Raw genomic sequence first — 20,754 nt, forward strand, 5'->3', positions numbered from 1 at the left:
TGCTGGACCGCCGGAAAGTTGCCGCGTCGTGGGGTGGTGACAACGAGGGCCACGACCGCTTAAAGCCGCTGAATGATCGTCCCCGTCGCCAGCGCCCCGCCCGCGCACATCGCGATCAGCGCGAACTCCTTGTCCCGCCGCTCCAGTTCATGGAGCGCCGTGGTGATGAGCCGCGCCCCGGTCGCCCCCACGGGGTGCCCCAGCGCGATCGCCCCGCCGTTGACGTTGACCTTCTCCAGGTCCTGCTCGAAGACCTGCGCCCAGCTCAGCACCACCGACGCGAAGGCCTCGTTGATCTCGACGATGTCGATGTCCTTGAGGGACATCCCGGCCTTGCCGAGCACGGCCCGCGTGGCGTCGATGGGGCCGTCGAGGTGGAAGTGCGGGTCGGCGCCCACGAGGGCCTGGGCGACGATACGGGCGCGCGGCCTGAGCTTGAGCGCCCGCGCCATCCGCTTGGACGCCCACATGATCGCGGCGGCGCCGTCCGAGATCTGCGAGGAGTTGCCCGCGGTGTGCACGGCCGTCGGCATGATCGGCTTGAGCCGCCCCAGCGCCTCCATCGAGGTGTCACGCGGCCCCTCGTCACGGTCGACGAGCCGCCACATGCCCTGGCCTCCGGCCTGTTCCTCCTCGGTCGTGGGCACCTGGACGGCGAAGGTCTCGCGCTTGAAGCGCTCCTCGGACCAGGCGATCGCGGCCCGCTCCTGCGAGATGAGGCCGAGCGAGTCGACGTTCTCGCGGGTCAGTCCGCGGTGCCGTGCGATGCGCTCGGCCGCCTCGAACTGGTTGGGCAGGTCGACGTTCCACTCGTCGGGGAAGGGCTTGCCAGGACCGTGCTTGGAGCCGGAGCCGAGCGGCACACGGGACATCGCCTCGACGCCGCAGCTGATGCCGACGTCGATGACGCCCGCCGCGATCATGTTGGCGGTCATGTGCGAGGCCTGCTGCGAGGAGCCGCACTGGCAGTCGACGGTGGTGGCCGCGGTCTCGTACGGCAGGCCCATCGTGAGCCATGCGGTGCGCGCCGGGTTCATGGACTGCTCGCCGGCGTGCGTGACGGTGCCGCCGACGATCTGTTCGACGCAGTCGGCCTGGATGCCCGTACGGGCGAGGAGTTCGCGGTAGGTCTCGCCCAGGAGATAGGCGGGGTGGAGATTGGCGAGCGCGCCGCCGCGCTTGCCGATGGGGGTGCGTACGGCTTCGACGATGACGGGTTCCGCGGCCATGAGGGCTCCCTTCTTTGCGGCTGAACCTCCCCCAGCTAACGCTGGGAGGTGCCCCCAGCCGCTCTCGTGGACCTGGTTGCTCGCCGCGTCGGTTCCTCAATTGATGGTCGCGGTCAACGAACAATCGAAGAACTAGAACGCGTACCAGTTCTCCCCGCAGTCTGCTGAGCCGGGACCCCGCGCCGCAAGGGTCGTGCACGCACCTTGCAGCACCTTGCACCCCTCCTGCACGCAATTCACCCTGTCGCGGCCCTTGCGACTTGTAGAACCCGTTACTACCTTGCCGACACCTTCATTTTCTGATGGACCGTCAGACCCGGGGACGGTTGGGCCGTCAGAGCCTTCAGACCAGGACACCTGGAGTTGCCGATGCCCTGTCCAGCGCTGCCCGAAGGGTTCGACTTCACCGATCCCGATGTGCTCCACCACCGTGTACCCCTCCCGGAGTTCGCCGAGCTGCGGAAGGCCGAACCGGTCCGCTGGATCGCCCAGCAGCCCGGCATCGCAGGCTTCCAGGACGAGGGCTACTGGGCCGTCACCCGGCACGCGGACGTCAAGTACGTCTCCACGCACCCCGACCTCTTCTCCTCGAACCTCAACACCGCGATCATCCGCTTCAACGAGCACATCAACCGCGACCAGATCGAGGTCCAGCGGCTGATCATGCTCAACATGGACCCGCCCGAGCACACCCGGGTCCGCCAGATCGTGCAGCGCGGCTTCACCCCGCGCGCCATCCGCTCGCTGGAGGACGCCCTGCGCGCCCGCGCCGGCTCGATCGTCGAGACGGCCCTCGCGAGCGCGGGCCCGGACGGCTCCTTCGACTTCGTCACCAACGTCGCCTGCGAGCTTCCCCTGCAGGCCATCGCCGAGCTGATCGGCATCCCCCAGGACGACCGGATCAAGATCTTCGACTGGTCCAACCAGATGGTGGCCTACGACGACCCCGAGTTCGCCATCACCGAGGACGTGGCCGCCGAAGCTGCCACCGAGCTCATCTCGTACGCGATGAACATGGCCGCCGCCCGCAAGGAGTGCCCGGCCAAGGACATCGTCACCCAGCTCGTGGCCGCGGGGGACCAGGGCAATCTCGGCTCGGACGAGTTCGGCTTCTTCGTGCTGATGCTCGCGGTCGCGGGCAACGAGACGACCCGCAACGCCATCAGCCACGGCATGCACGCCTTCCTGACCCACCCGGACCAGTGGGAGCTGTACAAACGCGAGCGGCCCGCGACGACCGCCGAGGAGATCGTCCGCTGGGCCACGCCCGTGGTCTCCTTCCAGCGCACCGCGACGCAGGACACCGAGCTCGGCGGGCAGCAGATCAGGAAGGGCGACCGGGTCGGCATCTTCTACTCGTCCGCGAACCACGACCCGGAGGTCTTCACCGACCCCGGCGTCTTCGACGTCACCCGCGACCCGAACCCGCACCTCGGCTTCGGGGGCGGCGGCCCCCACTACTGCCTCGGCAAGTCCCTCGCCACGCTCGAGATCGACCTCATCTTCAACGCCGTAGCGGAGGCCATGCCGGATCTGCGCCTGGCCGGCGACCCGCGGCGGCTGCGCTCGGCCTGGCTCAACGGCGTGAAGGAGCTCCAGGTCAGCACCGCGTGACCGGCCTCCCGACCGGCCCGTTGACCTGCCTCCGGGGAGGCAGGGGCATCCCCCCTACGCCCCGCCCCTGCCTCCCGGGGGCCGGACCGCGTGAACGAATCCGTCCTGGGCAGCGTCCAGGCAAGTGTCACCTGCTTCACTTGCCCCTCGTAGCCTTCGAACGGAAACGGTGCCTTGGTCTCCGCCGAGCTGTCCGGCCCCCGCACAGCAGGTGGGTCATCGCCCCGTAAGGAACTCCCCCGGCCACCCCGCGGGCTTCTCGGCCTGGTCCGCCGCCATCGCATCCCGCTGATCGCGACGGTCCCCACGCTGCCCCTGTACGCGGTGTGGTGGATCTTCCTCGCCACGGGCGGCGGCGACCTGGCGGCCCAGGAGGCCTGGGCCGAGTTCGCGTCCCGGCACGGCGGGTCGGCGTACGGCCTGTTCTGGTACGGCGGGATGCACACGGCCAACTACAGCCTCATATCGCCGTACTTGATGGCTGGCCTCGGCGTGCGCACCGTGACGGTCCTCTCCGGGCTCGCGGCGGGCTGGCTGGCCGCGGTGATCTTCGTACGCACCGGGATACGACGGCCGCTGGGGCCTGCCCTGCTCGCCTCGCTCGCCCTGTGGTGCAACGTGGCGTCGGGGCGTACGACGTTCGCACTGGGCGTGGCATTCGGGCTCGCCGCCTGTCTGCTGCTGGTGTCGGAACGGCGCGCGTGGCTCGCGACCGTGTGCGCGGGGCTGGCGGCCATGGCGAGTCCGGTGGCCGGGCTGTTCGTCATGGTCGCGGGGGCAGGCTGGCTCTTCGTACGCGACCGTGTCCGGGCCGTCGTGCTGCTGGTGCCGCCGGTCGTCGTGGTCGGGGTGACGACGCTGCTGTTTCCGTTCAGCGGCGAGCAGCCCATGCCGTTCTCCCGCATCTGGCCGCCCGTTCTGTACAGCCTGGCCGTCGTGGTGGCGGCGCCGCGCTCGTGGCGGGTGCTGCGGTGGGGCGCGGCGGTGTACGCCGCCGGCACAGTGCTCACGTATCTGATTCCGTCCCCGATCGGCACGAACGTCGAGCGGCTCACCGAGCTGCTGGCCCCGGCCGTGCTGCTCGCCGCGCTGCTCGCATCCGGGCTGCCCGCCGTACGCGGCGTGGTGTCCGCACCCGGGCTGCATGCCGTGCGCGGCGCGCTGCTCGTGCCGGGGCTGCCCGTCGTCCGCAGCCTGGTGCTCGCGGTGGCGCTGGTGCTGTCCTCGGGGTGGGTGGTGCAGAAGACCTGGGACGACCTGGTGGTGTCGACGACCGTGCCCGCCTGGTCGGCCGATACGAAAGGTGTGGTGGGGGCTCTGCGGCGGCTAGGCGCCGACCGTAGCCGGGTCGAGGTGGTCCCGGCACGCAACCATCGCGAGGCCACCGCACTCGCGCCGCATGTGAACATGGCGCGCGGCTGGAACCGCCAGCTCGACGTCGAGCGCGGGCGGCTCTTCTACGACGGGTCCTTCTCGGCGGCGACGTACCGGGCCTGGCTGGACCGGTGGGCGGTGGGGTTCGTGGTGCTGTCGGCGGGGAAACCGGACGGCCCCGCCGAGCAGGAGGCGCGCCTCGTGCGCAGCGGACCGTCCTGGCTGGAACCCGTGTGGAGTGACGCGCACTGGCGCGTCTACCGCGTCCAGGACGCCGTGCCGCTGGTCTCGACACCCGCCACCGTCGTGCGTACGACCAGCTCGGACATCGTGGTCCGGGTTCCGCGGCCGGGCGTGGTGACCGTGCGCGTCGCGTACTCGCCGTGGCTCCGGGCGGAGGGCGGATGCCTGGAGCGGTACGGCGAGTTCACGCGGCTGACGGTGTCCGCGCCGGGCGAGTACCGGATCAGCTCGGAGTACGGTCGGGCGCCTTCTCCGGCTCGGTGCTGACTGCGCCTGCGGCCTTCAGCGGGATGCGGGAACGCGGCCCGGACAGCACATGGGTGAGTGCGAAGCCCGCGCCGACGACGGCGGCGCCGCCGGCCGCGTCCAGCACCCAGTGGTTGGCGGTCACGACGATCGCGGAGACCGTGAACAGCGGGTGCAGCAGCCCCAGCGCCTTCATCCACCACTTCGGCGCCAGGACGACGATGACGATGCCGCACCACAGTGACCAGCCGAAATGCAGCGAGGGCATCGCCGCGTACTGGTTCGTCAGCGCGGTCAGCGCCCCGTAGTCCGGCTGGGAGAAGTCCTGGACACCGTGGACCGTGTCGACGAAGCCGAGGTCCGGCATGAGGCGCGGCGGCGCGAGCGGGTAGAGCCAGAAGCCGAGGAGGGCGAGGAGTGTGGCGAAGCCGAGCGCGGAGCGCGCCCAGCGGTAGTCGGCGGGGCGGCGCGCATAGAGGACGCCGAGGATCGTCAGCGGTACGACGAAGTGGAACGACGAGTAGTAGAAGTTGAAGAAGCCCTCCAGCCAGGGCACCTTCACGACGGTGTGGTTGGCCCAGTGCTCGATGTCGATGAAGAGGGCCTTCTCCATCGCGTGTATCTGCTCGCCGTGTTCCTCGGCGGCGGCCCGGCCGCCGGTCGCGGCGAGGCGGACGTGCGAGTAGGCGGAGTAGCCGACGCGTATCAGCAGCAGTTCGAGCAGCAGGTTCGGGCGGCTGAGCACCCGGCGCCAGAAGGGCAGCAGCGGCACGCGGCGCCACCGGGACGGGGCGGGCTCCGCGTAGTCGGTCGGGATCGGTGTCCGGTAGTACGGCGACGTGCGGGACAGGAACGGCACGGCGCAGGCGGCGGCGACCGCGGCGATCAGCACCACGTTGTCCCGCAGCGGATGGAGCATCGCCATGTTCGGCAGCATCATCTTCGCGGGCAGCGTCATCACCAGGACGACGGCGACCGGCCAGACGTAGCGGTCCGGCTCCCGCCTGCCGACCCGGCCTACCACGGCGAGCAGCACCCACAGCAGCTGGTGCTGCCAGGTCGTCGGCGACACCACGGCAGCGACACAGCCGGTCAGCGCGACGGCGAGCAGCAGCTGCCCGTCGCGCGCGTACCGCACCGCGCGGCGCAGCCCGACGACGGCGACGGCCGCGCCCAGCGTGAGGAACAGCGCTGTTTCGAGCGGCCCTTGGAGTCCGAGCCGCAGCAGCGCGCCGTGCAGCGACTGGTTGGCGAGGCTGTCCGGGCGCTCGCCGAGGCCCGCGCCGGCGAGATGGTGCACCCAGTACGTCCGGGAGTCATGCGGAAGGGCCGCCCAGGCCAGCGCGGTGCAGGCGGCGAACGTGACGCCGGTGGAGGCGGCGGCGCGTCTGCGTCCGGTGAGCCACAGCAGCGGCGCGAACAGCAGCACGGTCGGCTGGAGGGCCGCAGCGACACCGATGAGCGCCCCGCTGAGGCGCTCACCGCGGGCCGCGAAGCAGCCGAGCAGCACCAGCAGGACCGGCAGGATGCTGGTCTGCCCGAGATACAGGGTGTTGCGCACCGGCAGCGAGATCATCAGCAGACAGATCGCCACGGGCGCGGCCAGCAGCGACGTGCGCCGGGACACCGGCTGCGGCAGGGCGCGGGCAGCGACCAGGCCGAGCACCACGACGAGCAGCAGGGTGCCGAAGGTCCAGCCCCAGCCGAGCGCCTCCTCGGCGGCGCGGGTGAGCGGTTTGAGGACGAGGCCGGCGAACGGGCTGCCCGTGAACTTGTCCGCGGCGTACAGCGAGCCCTCCATATGAAGGACACCGCCGGGCCCGGTCCAGGTCTCCAGGTCGGTCAGCCGTTGCCCGGGAGGCAGCCGCAGCACCGCCGCGACCTGGCGTATCGCCAAGACGGCGGCGATCACCCACAGGGCGGCGCGGGCCGCTCCAAGTCGCGCCGTCGCCACTCCGGACGCCCCCGCCCCCAAGGCGTTACCCGCTCCACCGTGCTCCACGTTCGCCACGCCGCGTCGGCCCTCCCGCCCCGTCCGTCAACTCGTGCCTCGTCGCCCCGTGCCTTGCTGCACGGGACCGCACGCCCCCCGCGCCCGGTTCCTGTCCCGGACCTGTCCGGCCCCCGAGAGCCTCAGGGCCCCCGAGGAGCCTCGCATCACCTTGGGAGTGAGACGCACGCCACCCCCGATTCACCTGACTGCCTCCGGACATTTGACCGGATGTCGATGATGCGCGGCGAATGGGTTTCCGCCCAAGGCCCGTGATGGAAGTCAGCCCCCAGGCCGGTCCAAGGGCCCGTCGGCAGCAAGGGTTACGACGGGTTCGTGCTGGCCCGTGTGGAGGAGTGAACTGAAGCCTCCGGCCGCCTCAGCCCTCGTGGTAGAACCCCACGTTCACACTGCGCGGCCTGCTCCGGTCGGCGATGATCAGCTCGCCGGAGCCGCCGCGCGGCAGCGACACCGTCGCGCCGTACCCGACGGGCTGGGCTGCCCCGCCCATCACCAGCCGGATCTCCGACGAGGGGTCCGGCTGCGAGCCGCGCAGCCAGGTGACCGTCCAGGTCCCGTCCGGTCCGCAGACGAACTCCAGGTGTACGCGCGACACGAACAGCCAGTCGTCGGGCGTGACCAGCCGGCACACGCTCTTGTCCCGCCCCACGCGCAGCACGGCGCCCGGGGCGCTCGGCGCTTCGGCGATGGTCATGCCCGCGGTAGCCCCTGCGTCCGCGTCCGACACCGAGGCCATGGTGAGCTCGAGCACGTGCGCTCCTTCAAATCGCCGAAGTCCGGGCACGGTTGCCGCGCCGCGGCCGCATGATAGGCCGCTGGCGAGCACCCGGGCCCGTGGGGGTGACACAGGACACAGCCGCCCGCCGCCCCTCCGGGACGAAGCTTCACCTCTGAGACAATGAACACATGACCGAGCGCAAGCCACCCGGTGTCAGCTTCGAGTCCTGGATCGACAAGCAGATTCGCGAGGCGGAGGAGCGCGGCGACTTCGCCCGCCTTCCGGGGGCCGGCAAGCCCTTGCCGGCCGGCCCGGACACCTCGTACGACGAGATGTGGTGGGTCAAGCAGAAGATGGCCCGCGAGGGCCTCTCCCATCTACCGCCCACCCTCGCCCTGCGCAAGGAGGCGGAGGACGCCCGCGCCGCGGCCGCCGCGGCACCGTCGGAGCACGTGGTCCGGCGGATCATCACCGACATCAACGACAAGATCAGCGAAGCGCTGCGCCGGCCGCCGCCCGGCCCTCTGCTGGGTCTGGCGCCGTTCGACGTCGAGGCCGTGGTGAGGGACTGGCACGAGCGCCGGCAGCGGTGAGCTCGGCCGTTGGCAGGAGCTCGTACGACAAAGCGGCCCCTGCCAACAAGCAGGGGCCGCTCGAGGGCGGTCCGCCGGCCGCCGCCACCGACCGGCGGACCGCTGTCCGGAGCGCTGCCCGGGCCGTCGGCGCAAACCGTCGGCGCGGGCGCTCGCCCGTCACAGGCGGAGGAGCCGCTCCGCCGTCTGCCGGTAGTCCCGCAACGCCAGGCGCAGCTGCTCCGTGTCCGCTGTGCGCTCCTCGCCCTCGCCCATGGACTGCCAGGCGGTGCGGATCGTACGGCGGCGGTGTGCGAGGGTCTTCGTCACGCGGTTGACCGCCTCGTGCAGGACCTCGTCGGCCTCCTCGACCGCGCCCCTCGGGCTGTCGACGAACGCGTTGACAGCGTGCTGCAGACGGGCGGTCAGCTTGTCGCGTTCATCAGGCGGTAGCAGCGCCCCCGTGCCCTCGTAGTCGGCCATGCCGCTCAACTCCTCTTCGGGTGATGCCGGTTGAAGGCCCACAGGGAGTGGAACCGCCCGCCCCCGCGGTCCTCGCGAGACCGGCCCGTGGCGTCCGCGGCGCTGCTGCGGCCGGTGCCGTGTCCCTCGGACCGGCCCGTGCGGGTGCCGTGTTCCGCCACCAGGTCGTCGAAGAGGGCGCGCGCGTCGAGCATGGCGGCGCGCATCTCCTCCGTGCCGGACAGGCTGCTCTGCGTGCCGCCGGTGGTCCCGGCCCGCGCCACCCGGTGCACCCGTCGGTAGCCGTCGACGTGCGTGCCGTGGTGCACGGACAGGGCGGCCACCTGCTCCTCGTAGTGCACGCCGTCCGGGAACCCGCGCGCCGTCGCAACCTCCGCGAGCAGCCGGTCCGCCTCGGTCACCGCGTCGCCCGGCGAGTCGACGAAGCGCTCCTGCGCATCCGTCCAGCGGGTTTCGTACGCCTCCCGCGCGGCGGGTTCCAGGGGGCGCGTACGGAGTGAGCCGTGCCGCTTCACGCGGTCCGTGAGGTCCCGTTCCGCTGCTTTGGTGTCGCCGTCGTGACGGGCGACCGTCCGTTCGTACTCCGGTCCGAAGCGCCGCTTCAGTCCGCGCGAGCTTCCGAGCACGGCGGTGGCGGCGAAGGCTCCGATGGCGGCGAGCACGATCACGACCGCGATCACGATCAGCGCGATGGTCAGGCCTGACATGGCCGGCTGCCCTCCTGGGTCTTTCGCATGGTCTGTCGTAGCTCCTGTCCCTGCGCCGGGTTGCCCGGATACCCGCACTCAAACGGCGCCCGCCCGTCTCCGGCCCGCAGTCCCGCCGGGCGCCGGTCCAGGCAGGCCACCTCGTCCGTAATCCGCTTGCGCCCGCCGCCGGGCCCGCCCCGACAATGAGCGCCATGAGCGACGCGACGGGCACGACGGCCCACAGGATCACGGGCACGACGGCCCACAGGATCACGGGCACAACGCCTCACTCGCCGGAGACGGCCGACATGGCACAGGGGCCGTGGACCATCGCTCCGGAGGCGTTCGACTCCCCCGTGTCGGCCGCCCTCTGGCGCGCGTACTACACGGAGGTCAGCGACCGCTGGTACGAGCTCCACGCGGGGCACTCGACGCCGCCCGACGAGCTGGAGCGCGAGATCGCGGCGGACCCCGGGTCCGATTTCGTCCCGCCCCGCGGGGTACTGCTGGTCGCGCGGTACGACGGGGAGCCGGCGGGCATGGCCGGGATGCGGCTGCTGGACGCCTCGACGGGAGAGCTCAAGCGGTTCTTCGTACGCGAGGAGATGCGCGGCAAGGGCGGCGCGGCCCTCCTGCTCGCGGCGGCCGAGGACGCTGCCGGCGCACTCGGCGCCGACCGCGTCGTCCTGGACACCCGGCACGACCTGGTGGAGGCCCGCGCGCTGTACGCCCGCCACGGCTACGAGGAGATCGAGGCGTACAACACGAGCGAATACGCCGAGCACTGGTTCAGCAAGAGGCTGGCGGCCGAGGGCTGACCGGTCGGACCGAGCGGGAGCTGACGGCCAGGAGTCCCGGCCGGGGGCACCCGGAACTGGCGGCAACTGGCGGCTCAGACGCCCGCCTCGACGCCGTGCGGCCGCTTCTGGACCGGTCCGTCGTGCGGCCGCTCCGCATCGCTGCCGCACAGCTCCCTGTTGAGTTCCCGGACGAGTTGGGCGAGGTCGGTGGGGCGGTCGCGGGTCCACCAGTCGCCGAGCAGCTCGGCGAGGGACTCCTCGCGGGCCTGCGCCAGTTTCTCGGCGACCCTGCGCCCTTGTTCCGTCAGGTGGAGCGTCAGGCCCTCGCGTACGGCGAGGTGCCGCTCCTCGATCTGGCGGGCCGCGGCCGTGATGATGTTCAGCGGTACGGCGCTGTGTTCGGCGAGCACGCCCGGCTCGGCGGAGCCGTAGCGGTTGATGCGCAGCAGCAGCCAACTCGCCGCGGGCAGCAGGTCGTAGCCGGCCTTCGCGGTGATCTTCTCGTAGATCTCGCGGCGTCCTTCGCGCGTGCCGAGCACGGACAGGGCGCGTGCCACCTCGTCGTACGACGACCGTTCGACGGGGTTGCTGGCGAGGGTCTCGGTCGTGTCGGGCGCCGTCACCGAGCCGCGCAGCTTGTCCTCGTGCAGGAACCAGGACAGTACGAAGGCGACCAGGGCGACCGGCGCCGCGTAGAGGAAGACGTCCGTGATCGCCGACGCGTACGCCTGCAGGGCGGCGGGCCGGAGCGCGGCCGGGAGCAGCGCGATGCCGCGAGCGTCGGCCTCGAGCGTCTCCGGGGTGATGCCGGGCGGCAGCTGGCGGCCGGCGAACGCGCTCGTCAGCTTGTCACCGAGCCGGCTCGCGAAGATCGTGCCGAAGATGGCGACGCCGAACGCCGCGCCGATGGAGCGGAAGAAGGTGGCCCCTGACGTCGCGACGCCCAGGTCCTCGTACGACACCGCGTTCTGCACGATGAGCACCAGCACCTGCATGACCAGGCCGAGTCCGCAGCCGAACACGAAGAAGAACGCGCTGATCTCGCCCGTACCGCTGTTCTCGTCGAGCTGGTGCAGCAGAAGGAGTCCGAGCGTCGTGATGCCCGTGCCGGCGACCGGGAAGACCTTCCAGCGTCCGGTGCGGCTGACGATCTGACCGGACGCCGTGGAGGCCAGCAGCAGGCCGGCCACCATGGGCAGCATGTACAGGCCCGACAGGGTCGGCGAGATGCCGTGCACGATCTGCAGGAACGTCGGCAGATAGACCATCGCCCCGAACATCGCGAACCCGACGACGAAGCTGATCACCGCGGACAGCGTGAACGTCCTGATCCGGAACAGCTTCAGCGGAAGCACCGGCTCGGCGGCCCTGCGCTCCACGGCCACGAACGCGACGGCCAGCACGACGCCCAGCACGGCAAGACCGATGATCTGCGCCGAGTCCCAGGCCCACGTGGTGCCGCCGAGCGAGGCGACCAGCACCAGGCAGGTGGCGACGGAGGCGATGAGGAACGTGCCCAGGTAGTCGATGGTGTGCGGGGTGGCGCGCCGCGGGATGTGCAGCGCGGCAGCGATCACGAGCAGCGCCACGATCCCGACCGGCAGATTGACGTAGAACACCCAGCGCCAGCTCAGGTGCTCCGTGAACAGCCCGCCGAGCAGCGGCCCCAGTACGCTCGTCGCGCCGAAGACCGCGCCGAACAGCCCCTGGTAACGGCCGCGGTCCCGTGGCGGCACGATGTCGCCCACGATCGCCATCGACAGCACGATCAGCCCGCCGCCACCGAGCCCCTGCAGCGCGCGGAACCCGATGAGCTCCGGCATGTTCTGCGCCATGCCGCACAGCGCCGAGCCGATCAGGAAGATCACGATGGCCGCCTGGAACAGCTTCTTGCGGCCGTACTGGTCGCCGAGCTTGCCCCAGAGCGGGGTCGCTGCCGTCGAGGCGAGCAGATAGGCGGTGACGACCCACGAGAGGTGCTCCATCCCACCGAGATCGCTGACGATGGTCGGCAGCGCCGTGGAGACGATGGTCTGGTCGAGCGCGGCGAGCAGCATGCCGAGCAGCAACGCGCCGATCGAGGCGAGCACCCCGCCCTGGACATGGCCTTCCTGGCCTATGCCATGCCCGGCGGGGTGTGTGTCGCTCACGTCCTGGGACATGGACACCTCCTGGTGGCCTGGGGGCCTGTTTCTCTCCGATGGCCTGGGGGTGGCCTGGGGCCTGCTTCTCTGCGGCGGCCTGGGGCCTGTTCCTCTCCATCGTGGTCGGTGTCACCCGTTATGGCCTGTTGAGTCCTCCTAAGCGCCTGCGCCGCCCTCCACAGGATCTGCATAATCGCTGGAGCTCATAGGGAGGGGTCCGGACGGTGAGCACGAGCGGACAGCAGTGTCCTGAATGCGGCATGGCACGAGACGAGGAAGGGGCGGCCGCCTGCACATGCGCCGAGCGGTCGGCGGACGCCGTACGGGAGGCCAGGTCCGCCGACGTGGCTGCGGCGGAGGACTTCCATCCCCTGCGCATCCGCCCCTACGTCGCGCTTTCGGGCCACGACGCCCTTCGGGACTCCGGGCCCGTCGCCTCGCCGGCCTCCGGTCCTGCCGGCCCTTCGGGCGCCGCGCCAGGGGTGGGCACGACGCTCCAGCCGGGTGCAGCGGGTGTGGCGCCGAGTCCGGCGGATGTGGATCTGTTCGCGGCGGCGGAGGTGTTCGCGGAGTACCCGGCCGACGAGTCGGCCGGACACCCGACCGGAGAGCCTGCCGCGCTCTCGGCCGGACAGCCGGCCGCGCTGTCGGGCGGGGCGTCTGCCGCGGCTGCTGGACCGTATGAGGATGAGCCGTACGGCGAACCGGTCGGCAGACCCCGGACGCGTCGGCGTCTCGCGCTGGTCGGCGCGGTGGGGTCGGTGGTCGCCGTGCTGGCCACCGGCGCCGTCGCGAGCGGCCTGTTCTCCTACGAGAAGCCGGACCGGGGCAGTGCCCTGCCGGACGACACCCGCATGAGCGTGCCCGACGTCGTCGACCCGGCGCCGACGTCGCGCGCCGCGTCCGAGTCCGTCTCCGGGTCCGCCTCGGCGTCGGCGGACCCGTCCCCGGCGCGCTCCTCGTCTCCGGACTCGTCGCCGTCTCCGTCGAAGAGCGGCAGTACGTCATCGTCGTCCCGGTCGGCGGCGGGCGCGACGGCGGCACCGTCACCGTCGGCGACCAGCGCGACGGCCACGAACAGCTCGACGCCCACGGAACGGGACGGGGGCTCGCAGGTGTTGCGGCGCGGCGACGAGGGGCCGGAGGTCGTGGAACTGCAGAAGCGCCTGCAGCAGTTGAGGCTGTACGTAGGGGAGGCGGACGGGGAGTACGACTGGCCGGTCGAGGACGCGGTGAGCCGCTACCAGCGGGCGCGCGGGATCCACGAGAACGGGACGTATGGGCCGCAGACGCGGCGAAGCCTGGAAAGCGAGACGTCGGAGCCGTAGGGGAACCCGACGCCGTCGGGTTCCCCTACGGCTCCGAAGCCACCGGCACGTCCCTCAGGTGGCGTGGCGCCCGGAGGCAGGTGGGGCTTCGCGTCGCGGGGGCACCCCGTTGGCCCGTTGTGGGCAATCGTTCCGGTGGAGGTCCCCGCAGGCTCTTAAGGCACTGGGGGAGGAACGGGTGGGCACAACCCACGACGCACGACAACGTGCGGTGTTACCTGCGCCCGTCGGACAGGGCCGCCCCCGGGGGCGTACGGCACCGCACGGTGATACCCGGCCCGGCACGGGCCGCCGGACGGCGGCCGACGGCCGAACGGCCGACGGCCGAGCGCCGTCACCTCACCCGCACCCGCACAACCCCATCGGCCCCACCCTCGACCCGCACCCCGGACAGATCCGCAACATGCACCGTCGGCCCGTACTGGGCTGCCCGAGGGCCGACCCCCACAACCCGCATCCCCGCGGAGCGTCCCGCCAGGATCCCCGCCTCGGAGTCCTCGAAGACCAGGCAGTCGGCGGGGTCGACACCCAGCTCGGCGGCGGCCTTCAGAAACCCTTCGGGATCCGGCTTGCTCGCGCCGACGGACTCGGCGGTGATCCGGACCGGCGGCAGCGGCAGCCCAGCCGCAGCCATCCGCGCCGTGGACAGAGCCACATCCGCCGACGTCACGAGCGCGTGCGGCAGCCCGGCAAGGGAGGCGAGGAAGTCGCCGGCCCCGGCGATCTCCACGATGCCCTCGACGTCGGCGGTCTCCTCGGCCAGGACGCGGGCGTTGTCCGCGTAGTTCTCCTCCATGGGCCGCTCCGGCAGCAGCAGCGCCATCGACGCGTACCCCTGCCGCCCGTGGACGACCTTGATGACCTCGTCGAAGTCCAGCCCGTGCCCGTCCGCCCAGCGCCGCCAGCAGCGCTCGACCACCGCGTCCGAGTTGACGAGGGTGCCGTCCATGTCCAAGAGGAGGGCACGTGCGGTCAGAACGGTGGTGGGGTGCGCCGTCATCGGCAGAGCTCCAAGGGAGAGGGGGTTCCGGACGAGTCCGGGAGGTCAAGCGGCCCCGCCCGCCGGTCAGGGTGAGCGGGCGGAGCCACTTTGTTCCTCCACGATACAAAACGAATCCGTCAGGGCGCCACCGCCTCGTACAGACTCCACACGCCGAGCCCCAGCATCAGCAGAGCCGCGATCTTGGTGATGAGCGCCAGCGGCACCCGCTTCATGAGCGCCCGGCCGCCGAGGATGCCGAGGCCGGCCACGGACCACAGCGCCAGCACGGCACCGAGTCCGACGGAGAGCGGGTCGTCGTAGCGGGCGGCGAGGTTGGCCGTCATGATCTGCGTCAGATCGCCGAACTCCGCGACCAGGATGAGCATGAAGCCCGCGCCCGAGACCTTCCAGAAGCCCTGGTTCTCCGGCTTGCGGATCTCGTCGCCCTCGTCCCCGCCCTTCTGCAGGAGCAGCATGGCGGCGCCGCCGAGGAACAGCACACCGGTGAGGGCATGGAGGATCCGGTCCGGCAGCAGGGTCAGGACACTGCCCGCCGCGACGGCCAGCGCGACATGGACGACGAAGGCGGCGGCGACACCGGCGAAGACGTACGACGCGCGGTAGCGCGTGCCGAGGACGAGTCCGGCCAGTGCGGTCTTGTCCGGCAGTTCGGCAAGGAAGACGACGCCGAAGACAAGCGCCATCACGCTGATGCTGATCAAGATTCCTCAATCGGTCGGGGCCGCCCGCCGAGAGGTTGCTCACATGCGACACCTCGGCATGGCAGCGCACATGGACGCACACGGTTGTGTGCACGGGCACTGCTTGCCGAAGGTCTCGCCGGCCGGCCGCAAGGCCTGCCTCCGGGCGCCGGCTCAGACGAGCTGAGCAGTATGTCGACGGTCCGGCATCGGGCTACTCCCCTTCTGCGCCGTCCATCGTACGGGACGTCGAGGCATTGGGTGCATGGGCCATTGGTCCCGAGGTGACCGCAACGGGAACGACACACCCCTTGTTGTGTCATGTTCGCGTCACTATTTTCTAACCTGGCGCGCATCCGTTCGAAACCTGGCGCCGCCACCCTGAACGCGCTCTGCACGGTCAACAACCCCCCACTACAAGGGAGTTCGCATGCCCAAGATCTACGCGCGTCGACGACTCAGCATACTCGCCGGACTCACCGGGCTGATAGCCATGACCGGACTTTTCAACGGTCCGGCAGCCTCGGCCGCCCTCCCCACCCCTGTGAGCGCCACCACAGCCCGCACCTACCTCGCCTCTCTCACCGTCGCGACCGAGGACCGCACCGGTTACAACCGCGACCTCTTCCCGCACTGGATCACGCAGTCGGGGACCTGCAACACCCGTGAGGTCGTCCTCAAGCGCGACGGCACGAACGTCGTGCAGGACTCCAGCTGCGCCGCGACCAGCGGCAGTTGGTACTCCGTCTATGAGGGCGCGACCTGGTACGCCGCGTCCGACGTGGACATCGACCACCTCGTCCCGCTCGCCGAGGCCTGGGACTCCGGCGCCGACAGCTGGACCACGTCCCGCCGCCAGGCCTTCGCCAACGACCTGACCCGTCCTCAGCTCATCGCCGTCACGGACAACGTCAACCAGTCGAAGGGCGACCAGGACCCGGCCACCTGGATGCCGTCCCGCACCTCGTACCACTGCACCTACGCCCGCGCCTGGGTCCAGGTGAAGTACTACTACGGCCTCTCGGTGGACTCCGCGGAGAAGAGCGCACTGCAGAGCACCCTGAACGGCTGCTGAACCGTTCGTTCTCAGCGGCCGCTGATTCGATCACCGTTCGTCCTCAGCGGCTGCTGAATCGATCACCCTGAGCGGCCGCAGATCGTCGGCAGCCGTTCACCGGAACCTCCCCGCCGGCCTCCGTCGTTCCGTACCGTACGGGGCGACGGAGGAGGGTGATCACCATGGCACGGCTGCGCCTGGGACCGCTGCTGAGATATGTCGACGGCTCGTCGGCGACCGTATGGGTCGAGGCGAGCCGTCCGTGCACGGCCGAGGTGCGCTGCGCCGACGGGTCGTCGGGCCGCGCGCGCACGTTCCAGATCGCCGGGCACCACTACGCGCTCGTCCAGGTGACCGGCCTCACACCCGGCACGGAGACGGCGTACGAGGTGACGCTGGACGGCACCCCCGTGTGGCCGCTGCCGGACTCGCCGTTCCCGCCGAGCACGATCCGTACGCCCGACGACTCCGCGGCCGAGGCCTCTCTGCTCCGGGTCTCCTTCGGTTCCTGCCGGTGGGCCGCGGCGCCTGCGGACGAGAAGGACCCGGTGGGACCGGACGCACTGGACACCCTGGCCGCCCGCCTCGCCGCGGACCCCGCCGCCGAGCGGCCCGATGTGCTGCTGCTCCTGGGCGACCAGGTGTACGCGGACGAGACCTCCCAGGCCACCCGCCGCTGGCTGGCGGCCCGCCGGGATCTGCGCGAACCGCCCGGCACCGAGGTCGCGGACTACGAGGAGTACACGCACCTCTATTACGAGTCGTGGCTCGACCCCGAGATGCGCTGGCTGCTGTCCACCGTCCCCAGCCTCATGATCTTCGACGACCACGACGTGATCGACGACTGGAACACCAGCGAGTCCTGGCTCGCCGCGATGCGGGCCACGCCCTGGTGGCGCGAGCGCCTCCTGAGCGGCCTCATGTCGTACTGGGTCCATCAGCACCTGGGCAATCTCCCGCCGGACGAACTGGAGCGGGACGAGTTGTATACGGCGGTCCGCGCGACGCCCGACGGCACCGAGGTGCTGCGGTCCTTCGCCGCCCGTGCGGACTCCCACCCCTCGTCGGTCCGCTGGAGTTACCGCCGCGACTTCGGCCGCGTACGCCTGCTGATGGTCGACACACGGGCGGCACGCGTCCTGGACGAGGCCAACCGCGCGATGCACGACGCCGACGAGGCGAACTGGCTGCGCGAACAGGCCCTGGACGCCCACGGGTCCTACGACCACCTGCTGATCGGCACGTCGCTGCCGTGGCTGCTGCCCCCTCTCGTCCATGACGCCGAGGCGTGGAACGCCGCGCTCTGCCGCGGCGAGCGGGGCGCGCGCTGGGCCCGTATGGCGGAAGACCTGCGCAGGCGCGCCGACTTGGAGCACTGGGCGGCCTTTCCCGCGTCCTTCGATGCGCTGACCGCGCTGATCGCCGAGGCGGGTACGGGTCCGGGAGCGCCGGCCACGGTCTGCGTGCTGTCCGGGGACGTCCACCATGCGTATGCCGCGGAGCCGTCCTGGCAGGAGGGGCGCGGTCCGGACGCCCGGGTGCTGCAGCTGACCTGCTCGCCCGTGCACAACTCCATCCCTGCGTCGATCAGGATCGGTTTCCGGTTCGGCTGGAGCCGCATGGGACAGGCGCTGGGGCGGCGCTTCGCACGGCACGCACGTAACGGTCAGACGACGATCAACTGGCGGAAAACCGGTGGTCCTTGGTTCGGCAACCAGCTGATGACGCTCACTCTGCGCGGCCGTTCGGCGGCGCTGCGGCTGGAACAGGCGCGTACGGGGCGGCGTGGCGGCGTGCCGCGTCTGGAACGGGTGGAGGAGTCCGAACTCACGCGTTAACGCCCGAGTTGAGTGCGATGACTGCGATGCTGTGTGTTGCCCGTGACACGGCCCACACCGAGGGCCGGGCATCTGCCAATCGGTAGGGCTGCCCCGGGTTCCGACGGCATGATGAGCCGGACCGTCCGCTTCCGGCGGACCTCTTGTACGACAGCAGCCACCACATCACAGGCAGCACAGCCGCAACACAAGCAGCCGCACATGCTCCGGGAGCCACGCTTTTGACCGCCGCGACCCCCCACCCCTCAGGACCTCCCGACGGCCCCGGTCCCCGGCAGACCCGCGCGGCCGTCGCCCTCGTCGGGGCGGGACCGCGCGGCACGAGTGTGCTGGAGCGCCTCTGCGCCTCCGCGCCCGAGCTGCTGTCGCCGGGGACGCGGTTGACGGTCCACGTCATCGACCCGTCACCGCCCGGCGCCGGCCGCGTCTGGCGGACCGCACAGCCGTCCGAACTGCTGATGAACACGGTCGCTTCGCAGGTGACGCTCTTCACGGACGACAGCGTGGACTGCTCCGGGCCCGTGCGACCGGGCCCCAGCCTGTACGAGTGGGCCGCCGAGCGCGACGGCCGGGGCGACCGCGACGACCGGGGCGACCGGGGAGACCGGGGAGACGTTCGGGGCGGCAGCGAGAGCGGCGGCGACGGCGAGAGCGGCGGCGGCAGCGGCAGCGGCTGTATGGGGGGCAGCGGGGGCAAGGGAGGCAGCGGCTCGGCGTACGGCCTCGGACCGGACGACTATCCGACGCGCGCCTGCTACGGGCACTACCTGGAATGGGTCTTCGGCGAGGTGGTGCGGGGCGCGCCGCCCGCGGTGCGGGTCGAGGTGCACACGGCGCGCGCGGTCAAGCTCGACGACGAACCGGACGGCCGCCAGTGCCTCGTACTCGACAGCGGCGTCGAGCTGCGTGGCCTCTCTGCCGTCGTGCTGGCCCAGGGTCATCTGCCGGTCGTCGGCGGCCCGGCCCAGGAGCGGCTGGCGGAGCACGCGCGGCGGCACGACCTGCGCCACTTCGCGCCCGCCAACCCCGCCGACCTGGACCTGTCGGCCGTCGCCCCGGGCGAACCGGTTCTGCTGCGCGGCCTGGGCCTCAACTTCTTCGATCACATGGCCTTGTTGACCGAGAGCCGCGGCGGCCGCTACGTGCCCGGCGACCGCGGGCTGCGCTATCTGCCGTCCGGCCGCGAGCCGCGGCTGTACGCGGGGTCGCGGCGCGGCATCCCGTACCAGGCCCGCGGCGACAACGCCAAGGGCCCCTACGGTCGGCACCAGCCGGCCGTCCTGACGCCCGACGCGATAGCGGGCTTCCGCAAACGCGCGGCCTCCGGCGATCCGCCGGACTTCCTGACGGAGATATGGCCGCTGGTCGCCAAGGAAGTGGAGACGGTCTACTACGAGGCGCTGCTGGCGCGGAGACCGGGTTGGGGGGACCCGGACGCGGGCCGGATCGGGCGCGGCGAAGGGCGCGGGTACCGGCAGGGGTACGGGGGCGGGGACGACACCGGCCTGGGGCGGCGCACCGGGGGTCGGACACCGGGGGGCTCCACGGGCCGGGCGACGGAGGGGTCCACGGGCGGGACACCGGGGTCCACGGGCGGGACACCAGGGTCCACGGGCGGGACACCAGGGTCCACGGGCGGGACACCAGGGTCCACGGGCGGGACGCCGGGAGACCCCGTGGGCGAGGGGCCGGGAAACTCTGCGGGCGGGACGCCGGGATGCCCGCCCGGCCGGCCCCCGGGGCACTCCCCCCGCCGGTCCCCGGAACAATTCCGCGATCGATTTCTCGCCACCGCGCACCGGGGACCCCAAGAGGCCCTCGTGCTCGATGAGTTCGGGATCGCGGCCGCCGACCGCTGGTCGTGGGACAGGATCTCGCGCCCGTACGGCGACCGTGACTTCTCCGGCCCCGGCGACTTCCGTGACTGGCTGCTGGCGTATCTGCGGGAGGACGCGGCGCAGGCGGCGCTCGGGAATGTCGCCGGCCCGGTGAAGGCGGCCCTCGACGTGCTGCGCGACCTGCGCAACGAACTGCGTCAGATCATCGACCACGGGGGCCTCGCCGACTCCTCCCGCCGCGACCACCTCGACCGCTGGTACACCCCGCTCAACGCCTTCCTGTCGATCGGCCCGCCCCGGCGGCGCATCGAGGAGATGGCGGCACTGATCGAGGCGGGCGTGCTGGAGGTGCTGGGCCCACGCCTGGAGGTGCGCCCGGTGGACGGCGCCTTCGCCGCACACTCCCCCGATGTGCCCGGCTCCGTCGTCCGCGTCACGACGCTCGTCGAGGCGCGGCTACCGGAACCGGACCTGCGACGTACGGCCGACGAACTGCTCGCACGCCTGCTGAAGACGGCCCAGTGCCGGCCGCATTCCGTCGGCCGTTACGAAACCGGGGGGCTGGACGTAACACCGCGCCCCTACCGTCTGATCGACCGGCAGGGCCGGCCCCACCCCAGACGGTTCGCCTTCGGGGTGCCCACGGAGGGGGTGCACTGGGTGACCGCGGCCGGGGCCAGGCCGGGTGTGGACTCGGTCACGCTGTCGGACGCCGACGCCGTGGCCCGCGAGGTGCTGCGCACGGCGGCCGGCCTGCGCGGCGACGCGGAACCGGAAGCGAAAGCGGAGTTGCCTGCGCAGCGGACCGGTGGCCGAATGTTGAAGTTGCAAGCATCGGTAAGGCCCGCCTAACCTATGGGCTCGCTCGGTTCGTCCCCAACCGAAGG

16 protein-coding genes are annotated in these 20,754 nt (G+C 71.5%); 8 read left to right on the forward strand and 8 right to left on the reverse strand.

What is annotated here, in order from left to right:
• Nucleotides 1-59: 59 nt before the first annotated feature.
• Nucleotides 60-1,229 (reverse strand): steroid 3-ketoacyl-CoA thiolase, encoded by a 1,170-nt coding sequence (locus ACSMXV_RS14005; RefSeq protein WP_473177955.1) that lies wholly within the window; start codon nt 1,227-1,229, stop codon nt 60-62.
• Between the two features lie 369 nt (nt 1,230-1,598).
• Between ACSMXV_RS14005 and ACSMXV_RS14010 the strand changes: the two genes are divergently transcribed.
• Nucleotides 1,599-2,843 (forward strand): cytochrome P450, encoded by a 1,245-nt coding sequence (locus ACSMXV_RS14010; RefSeq protein ID WP_473177956.1) that lies wholly within the window; start codon nt 1,599-1,601, stop codon nt 2,841-2,843.
• Nucleotides 2,844-3,017: 174 nt separating this feature from the next.
• Nucleotides 3,018-4,727, forward strand: a complete 1,710-nt coding sequence (locus ACSMXV_RS14015; protein WP_473177957.1) for a hypothetical protein — start codon at nt 3,018-3,020, stop codon at nt 4,725-4,727.
• On the opposite strand, the gene ACSMXV_RS14020 is transcribed toward ACSMXV_RS14015, so the two are convergent.
• Entirely contained in the window at nt 4,684-6,717 is a 2,034-nt protein-coding gene (locus tag ACSMXV_RS14020; protein WP_473177958.1) for a bifunctional glycosyltransferase 87/phosphatase PAP2 family protein, read from the reverse strand. The genes ACSMXV_RS14015 and ACSMXV_RS14020 overlap by 44 nt on opposite strands.
• A gap of 358 nt (nt 6,718-7,075) precedes the next feature.
• Nucleotides 7,076-7,468 (reverse strand): FHA domain-containing protein, encoded by a 393-nt coding sequence (locus ACSMXV_RS14025; RefSeq protein ID WP_473177959.1) that lies wholly within the window; start codon nt 7,466-7,468, stop codon nt 7,076-7,078.
• Nucleotides 7,469-7,623: 155 nt separating this feature from the next.
• Between ACSMXV_RS14025 and ACSMXV_RS14030 the strand changes: the two genes are divergently transcribed.
• A complete protein-coding gene (locus tag ACSMXV_RS14030; protein WP_473177960.1) occupies nt 7,624-8,028 on the forward strand; it encodes a DnaJ family domain-containing protein in 405 nt (134 codons plus the stop codon).
• Nucleotides 8,029-8,187: 159 nt separating this feature from the next.
• On the opposite strand, the gene ACSMXV_RS14035 is transcribed toward ACSMXV_RS14030, so the two are convergent.
• Nucleotides 8,188-8,490, reverse strand: coding sequence for a hypothetical protein (locus ACSMXV_RS14035; RefSeq protein ID WP_473177961.1), 303 nt, complete (start codon nt 8,488-8,490; stop codon nt 8,188-8,190).
• Between the two features lie 5 nt (nt 8,491-8,495).
• A complete protein-coding gene (locus ACSMXV_RS14040) occupies nt 8,496-9,197 on the reverse strand; it encodes a hypothetical protein (protein WP_473177962.1) in 702 nt (233 codons plus the stop codon).
• Between the two features lie 290 nt (nt 9,198-9,487).
• On the opposite strand from ACSMXV_RS14040, the gene ACSMXV_RS14045 reads away from it, so the two are divergent.
• Nucleotides 9,488-9,997, forward strand: a complete 510-nt coding sequence (locus ACSMXV_RS14045) for a GNAT family N-acetyltransferase (RefSeq protein WP_473178928.1) — start codon at nt 9,488-9,490, stop codon at nt 9,995-9,997.
• A 74-nt stretch (nt 9,998-10,071) separates the two neighbouring features.
• Here the strand turns inward: ACSMXV_RS14045 and ACSMXV_RS14050 are convergent, their stop codons facing one another.
• A complete protein-coding gene (locus ACSMXV_RS14050) occupies nt 10,072-12,141 on the reverse strand; it encodes an MFS transporter (protein WP_473177963.1) in 2,070 nt (689 codons plus the stop codon).
• Nucleotides 12,142-12,383: 242 nt separating this feature from the next.
• Here ACSMXV_RS14050 and ACSMXV_RS14055 point away from each other — a divergent pair, with 242 nt between their 5' ends.
• Nucleotides 12,384-13,451 (forward strand): peptidoglycan-binding domain-containing protein, encoded by a 1,068-nt coding sequence (locus ACSMXV_RS14055; RefSeq protein ID WP_473177964.1) that lies wholly within the window; start codon nt 12,384-12,386, stop codon nt 13,449-13,451.
• Between the two features lie 334 nt (nt 13,452-13,785).
• On the opposite strand, the gene ACSMXV_RS14060 is transcribed toward ACSMXV_RS14055, so the two are convergent.
• Both ACSMXV_RS14060 and ACSMXV_RS14065 read right to left on the reverse strand, forming a co-directional pair.
• Nucleotides 13,786-14,451 (reverse strand): HAD family hydrolase, encoded by a 666-nt coding sequence (locus tag ACSMXV_RS14060; protein ID WP_473177965.1) that lies wholly within the window; start codon nt 14,449-14,451, stop codon nt 13,786-13,788.
• Between the two features lie 119 nt (nt 14,452-14,570).
• Nucleotides 14,571-15,155: a TMEM165/GDT1 family protein gene (locus ACSMXV_RS14065; protein WP_473177966.1), complete on the reverse strand. Its 585-nt coding sequence runs from the start codon at nt 15,153-15,155 to the stop codon at nt 14,571-14,573.
• Nucleotides 15,156-15,564: 409 nt separating this feature from the next.
• Between ACSMXV_RS14065 and ACSMXV_RS14070 the strand changes: the two genes are divergently transcribed.
• The 3 genes from ACSMXV_RS14070 to ACSMXV_RS14080 all read left to right on the forward strand — a co-directional run bounded on the left by ACSMXV_RS14070 (nt 15,565) and on the right by ACSMXV_RS14080 (nt 20,719).
• On the forward strand, nt 15,565-16,209 hold the full coding sequence (locus ACSMXV_RS14070; protein WP_181659728.1) for an HNH endonuclease family protein: 645 nt from the start codon (nt 15,565-15,567) through the stop codon (nt 16,207-16,209).
• A 164-nt stretch (nt 16,210-16,373) separates the two neighbouring features.
• Nucleotides 16,374-18,029 carry an alkaline phosphatase D family protein gene (locus ACSMXV_RS14075; RefSeq protein ID WP_473177967.1) on the forward strand — a complete coding sequence of 552 codons (1,656 nt, stop codon included), beginning with the start codon at nt 16,374-16,376 and terminating at the stop codon, nt 18,027-18,029.
• A gap of 326 nt (nt 18,030-18,355) precedes the next feature.
• Nucleotides 18,356-20,719 (forward strand): FAD/NAD(P)-binding protein, encoded by a 2,364-nt coding sequence (locus ACSMXV_RS14080; protein WP_473178929.1) that lies wholly within the window; start codon nt 18,356-18,358, stop codon nt 20,717-20,719.
• Nucleotides 20,720-20,754: the final 35 nt, after the last annotated feature.

The organism is Streptomyces sp. DSM 42067 (genome assembly GCF_055792885.1).

Excerpts from the sequence above, each read along its gene's own strand:
- ACSMXV_RS14030 (WP_473177960.1), top strand. The coding sequence starts at position 7,624 with ATGACCGAGCGCAAGCCACCCGGTGTCAGCTTCGAGTCCTGGATCGAC.
- ACSMXV_RS14045 (WP_473178928.1), top strand. The coding sequence starts at position 9,488 with ATGGCACAGGGGCCGTGGACCATCGCTCCGGAGGCGTTCGACTCCCCC.
- ACSMXV_RS14070 (WP_181659728.1), top strand. The coding sequence starts at position 15,565 with ATGCCCAAGATCTACGCGCGTCGACGACTCAGCATACTCGCCGGACTC.
- ACSMXV_RS14055 (WP_473177964.1), top strand. The coding sequence starts at position 12,384 with ATGGCACGAGACGAGGAAGGGGCGGCCGCCTGCACATGCGCCGAGCGG.
- ACSMXV_RS14005 (WP_473177955.1), bottom strand. The coding sequence starts at position 1,229 with ATGGCCGCGGAACCCGTCATCGTCGAAGCCGTACGCACCCCCATCGGC.
- ACSMXV_RS14040 (WP_473177962.1), bottom strand. The coding sequence starts at position 9,197 with ATGTCAGGCCTGACCATCGCGCTGATCGTGATCGCGGTCGTGATCGTG.
- ACSMXV_RS14035 (WP_473177961.1), bottom strand. The coding sequence starts at position 8,490 with ATGGCCGACTACGAGGGCACGGGGGCGCTGCTACCGCCTGATGAACGC.
- ACSMXV_RS14050 (WP_473177963.1), bottom strand. The coding sequence starts at position 12,141 with ATGTCCCAGGACGTGAGCGACACACACCCCGCCGGGCATGGCATAGGC.
- ACSMXV_RS14075 (WP_473177967.1), top strand. The coding sequence starts at position 16,374 with ATGGCACGGCTGCGCCTGGGACCGCTGCTGAGATATGTCGACGGCTCG.
- ACSMXV_RS14060 (WP_473177965.1), bottom strand. The coding sequence starts at position 14,451 with ATGACGGCGCACCCCACCACCGTTCTGACCGCACGTGCCCTCCTCTTG.
- ACSMXV_RS14010 (WP_473177956.1), top strand. The coding sequence starts at position 1,599 with ATGCCCTGTCCAGCGCTGCCCGAAGGGTTCGACTTCACCGATCCCGAT.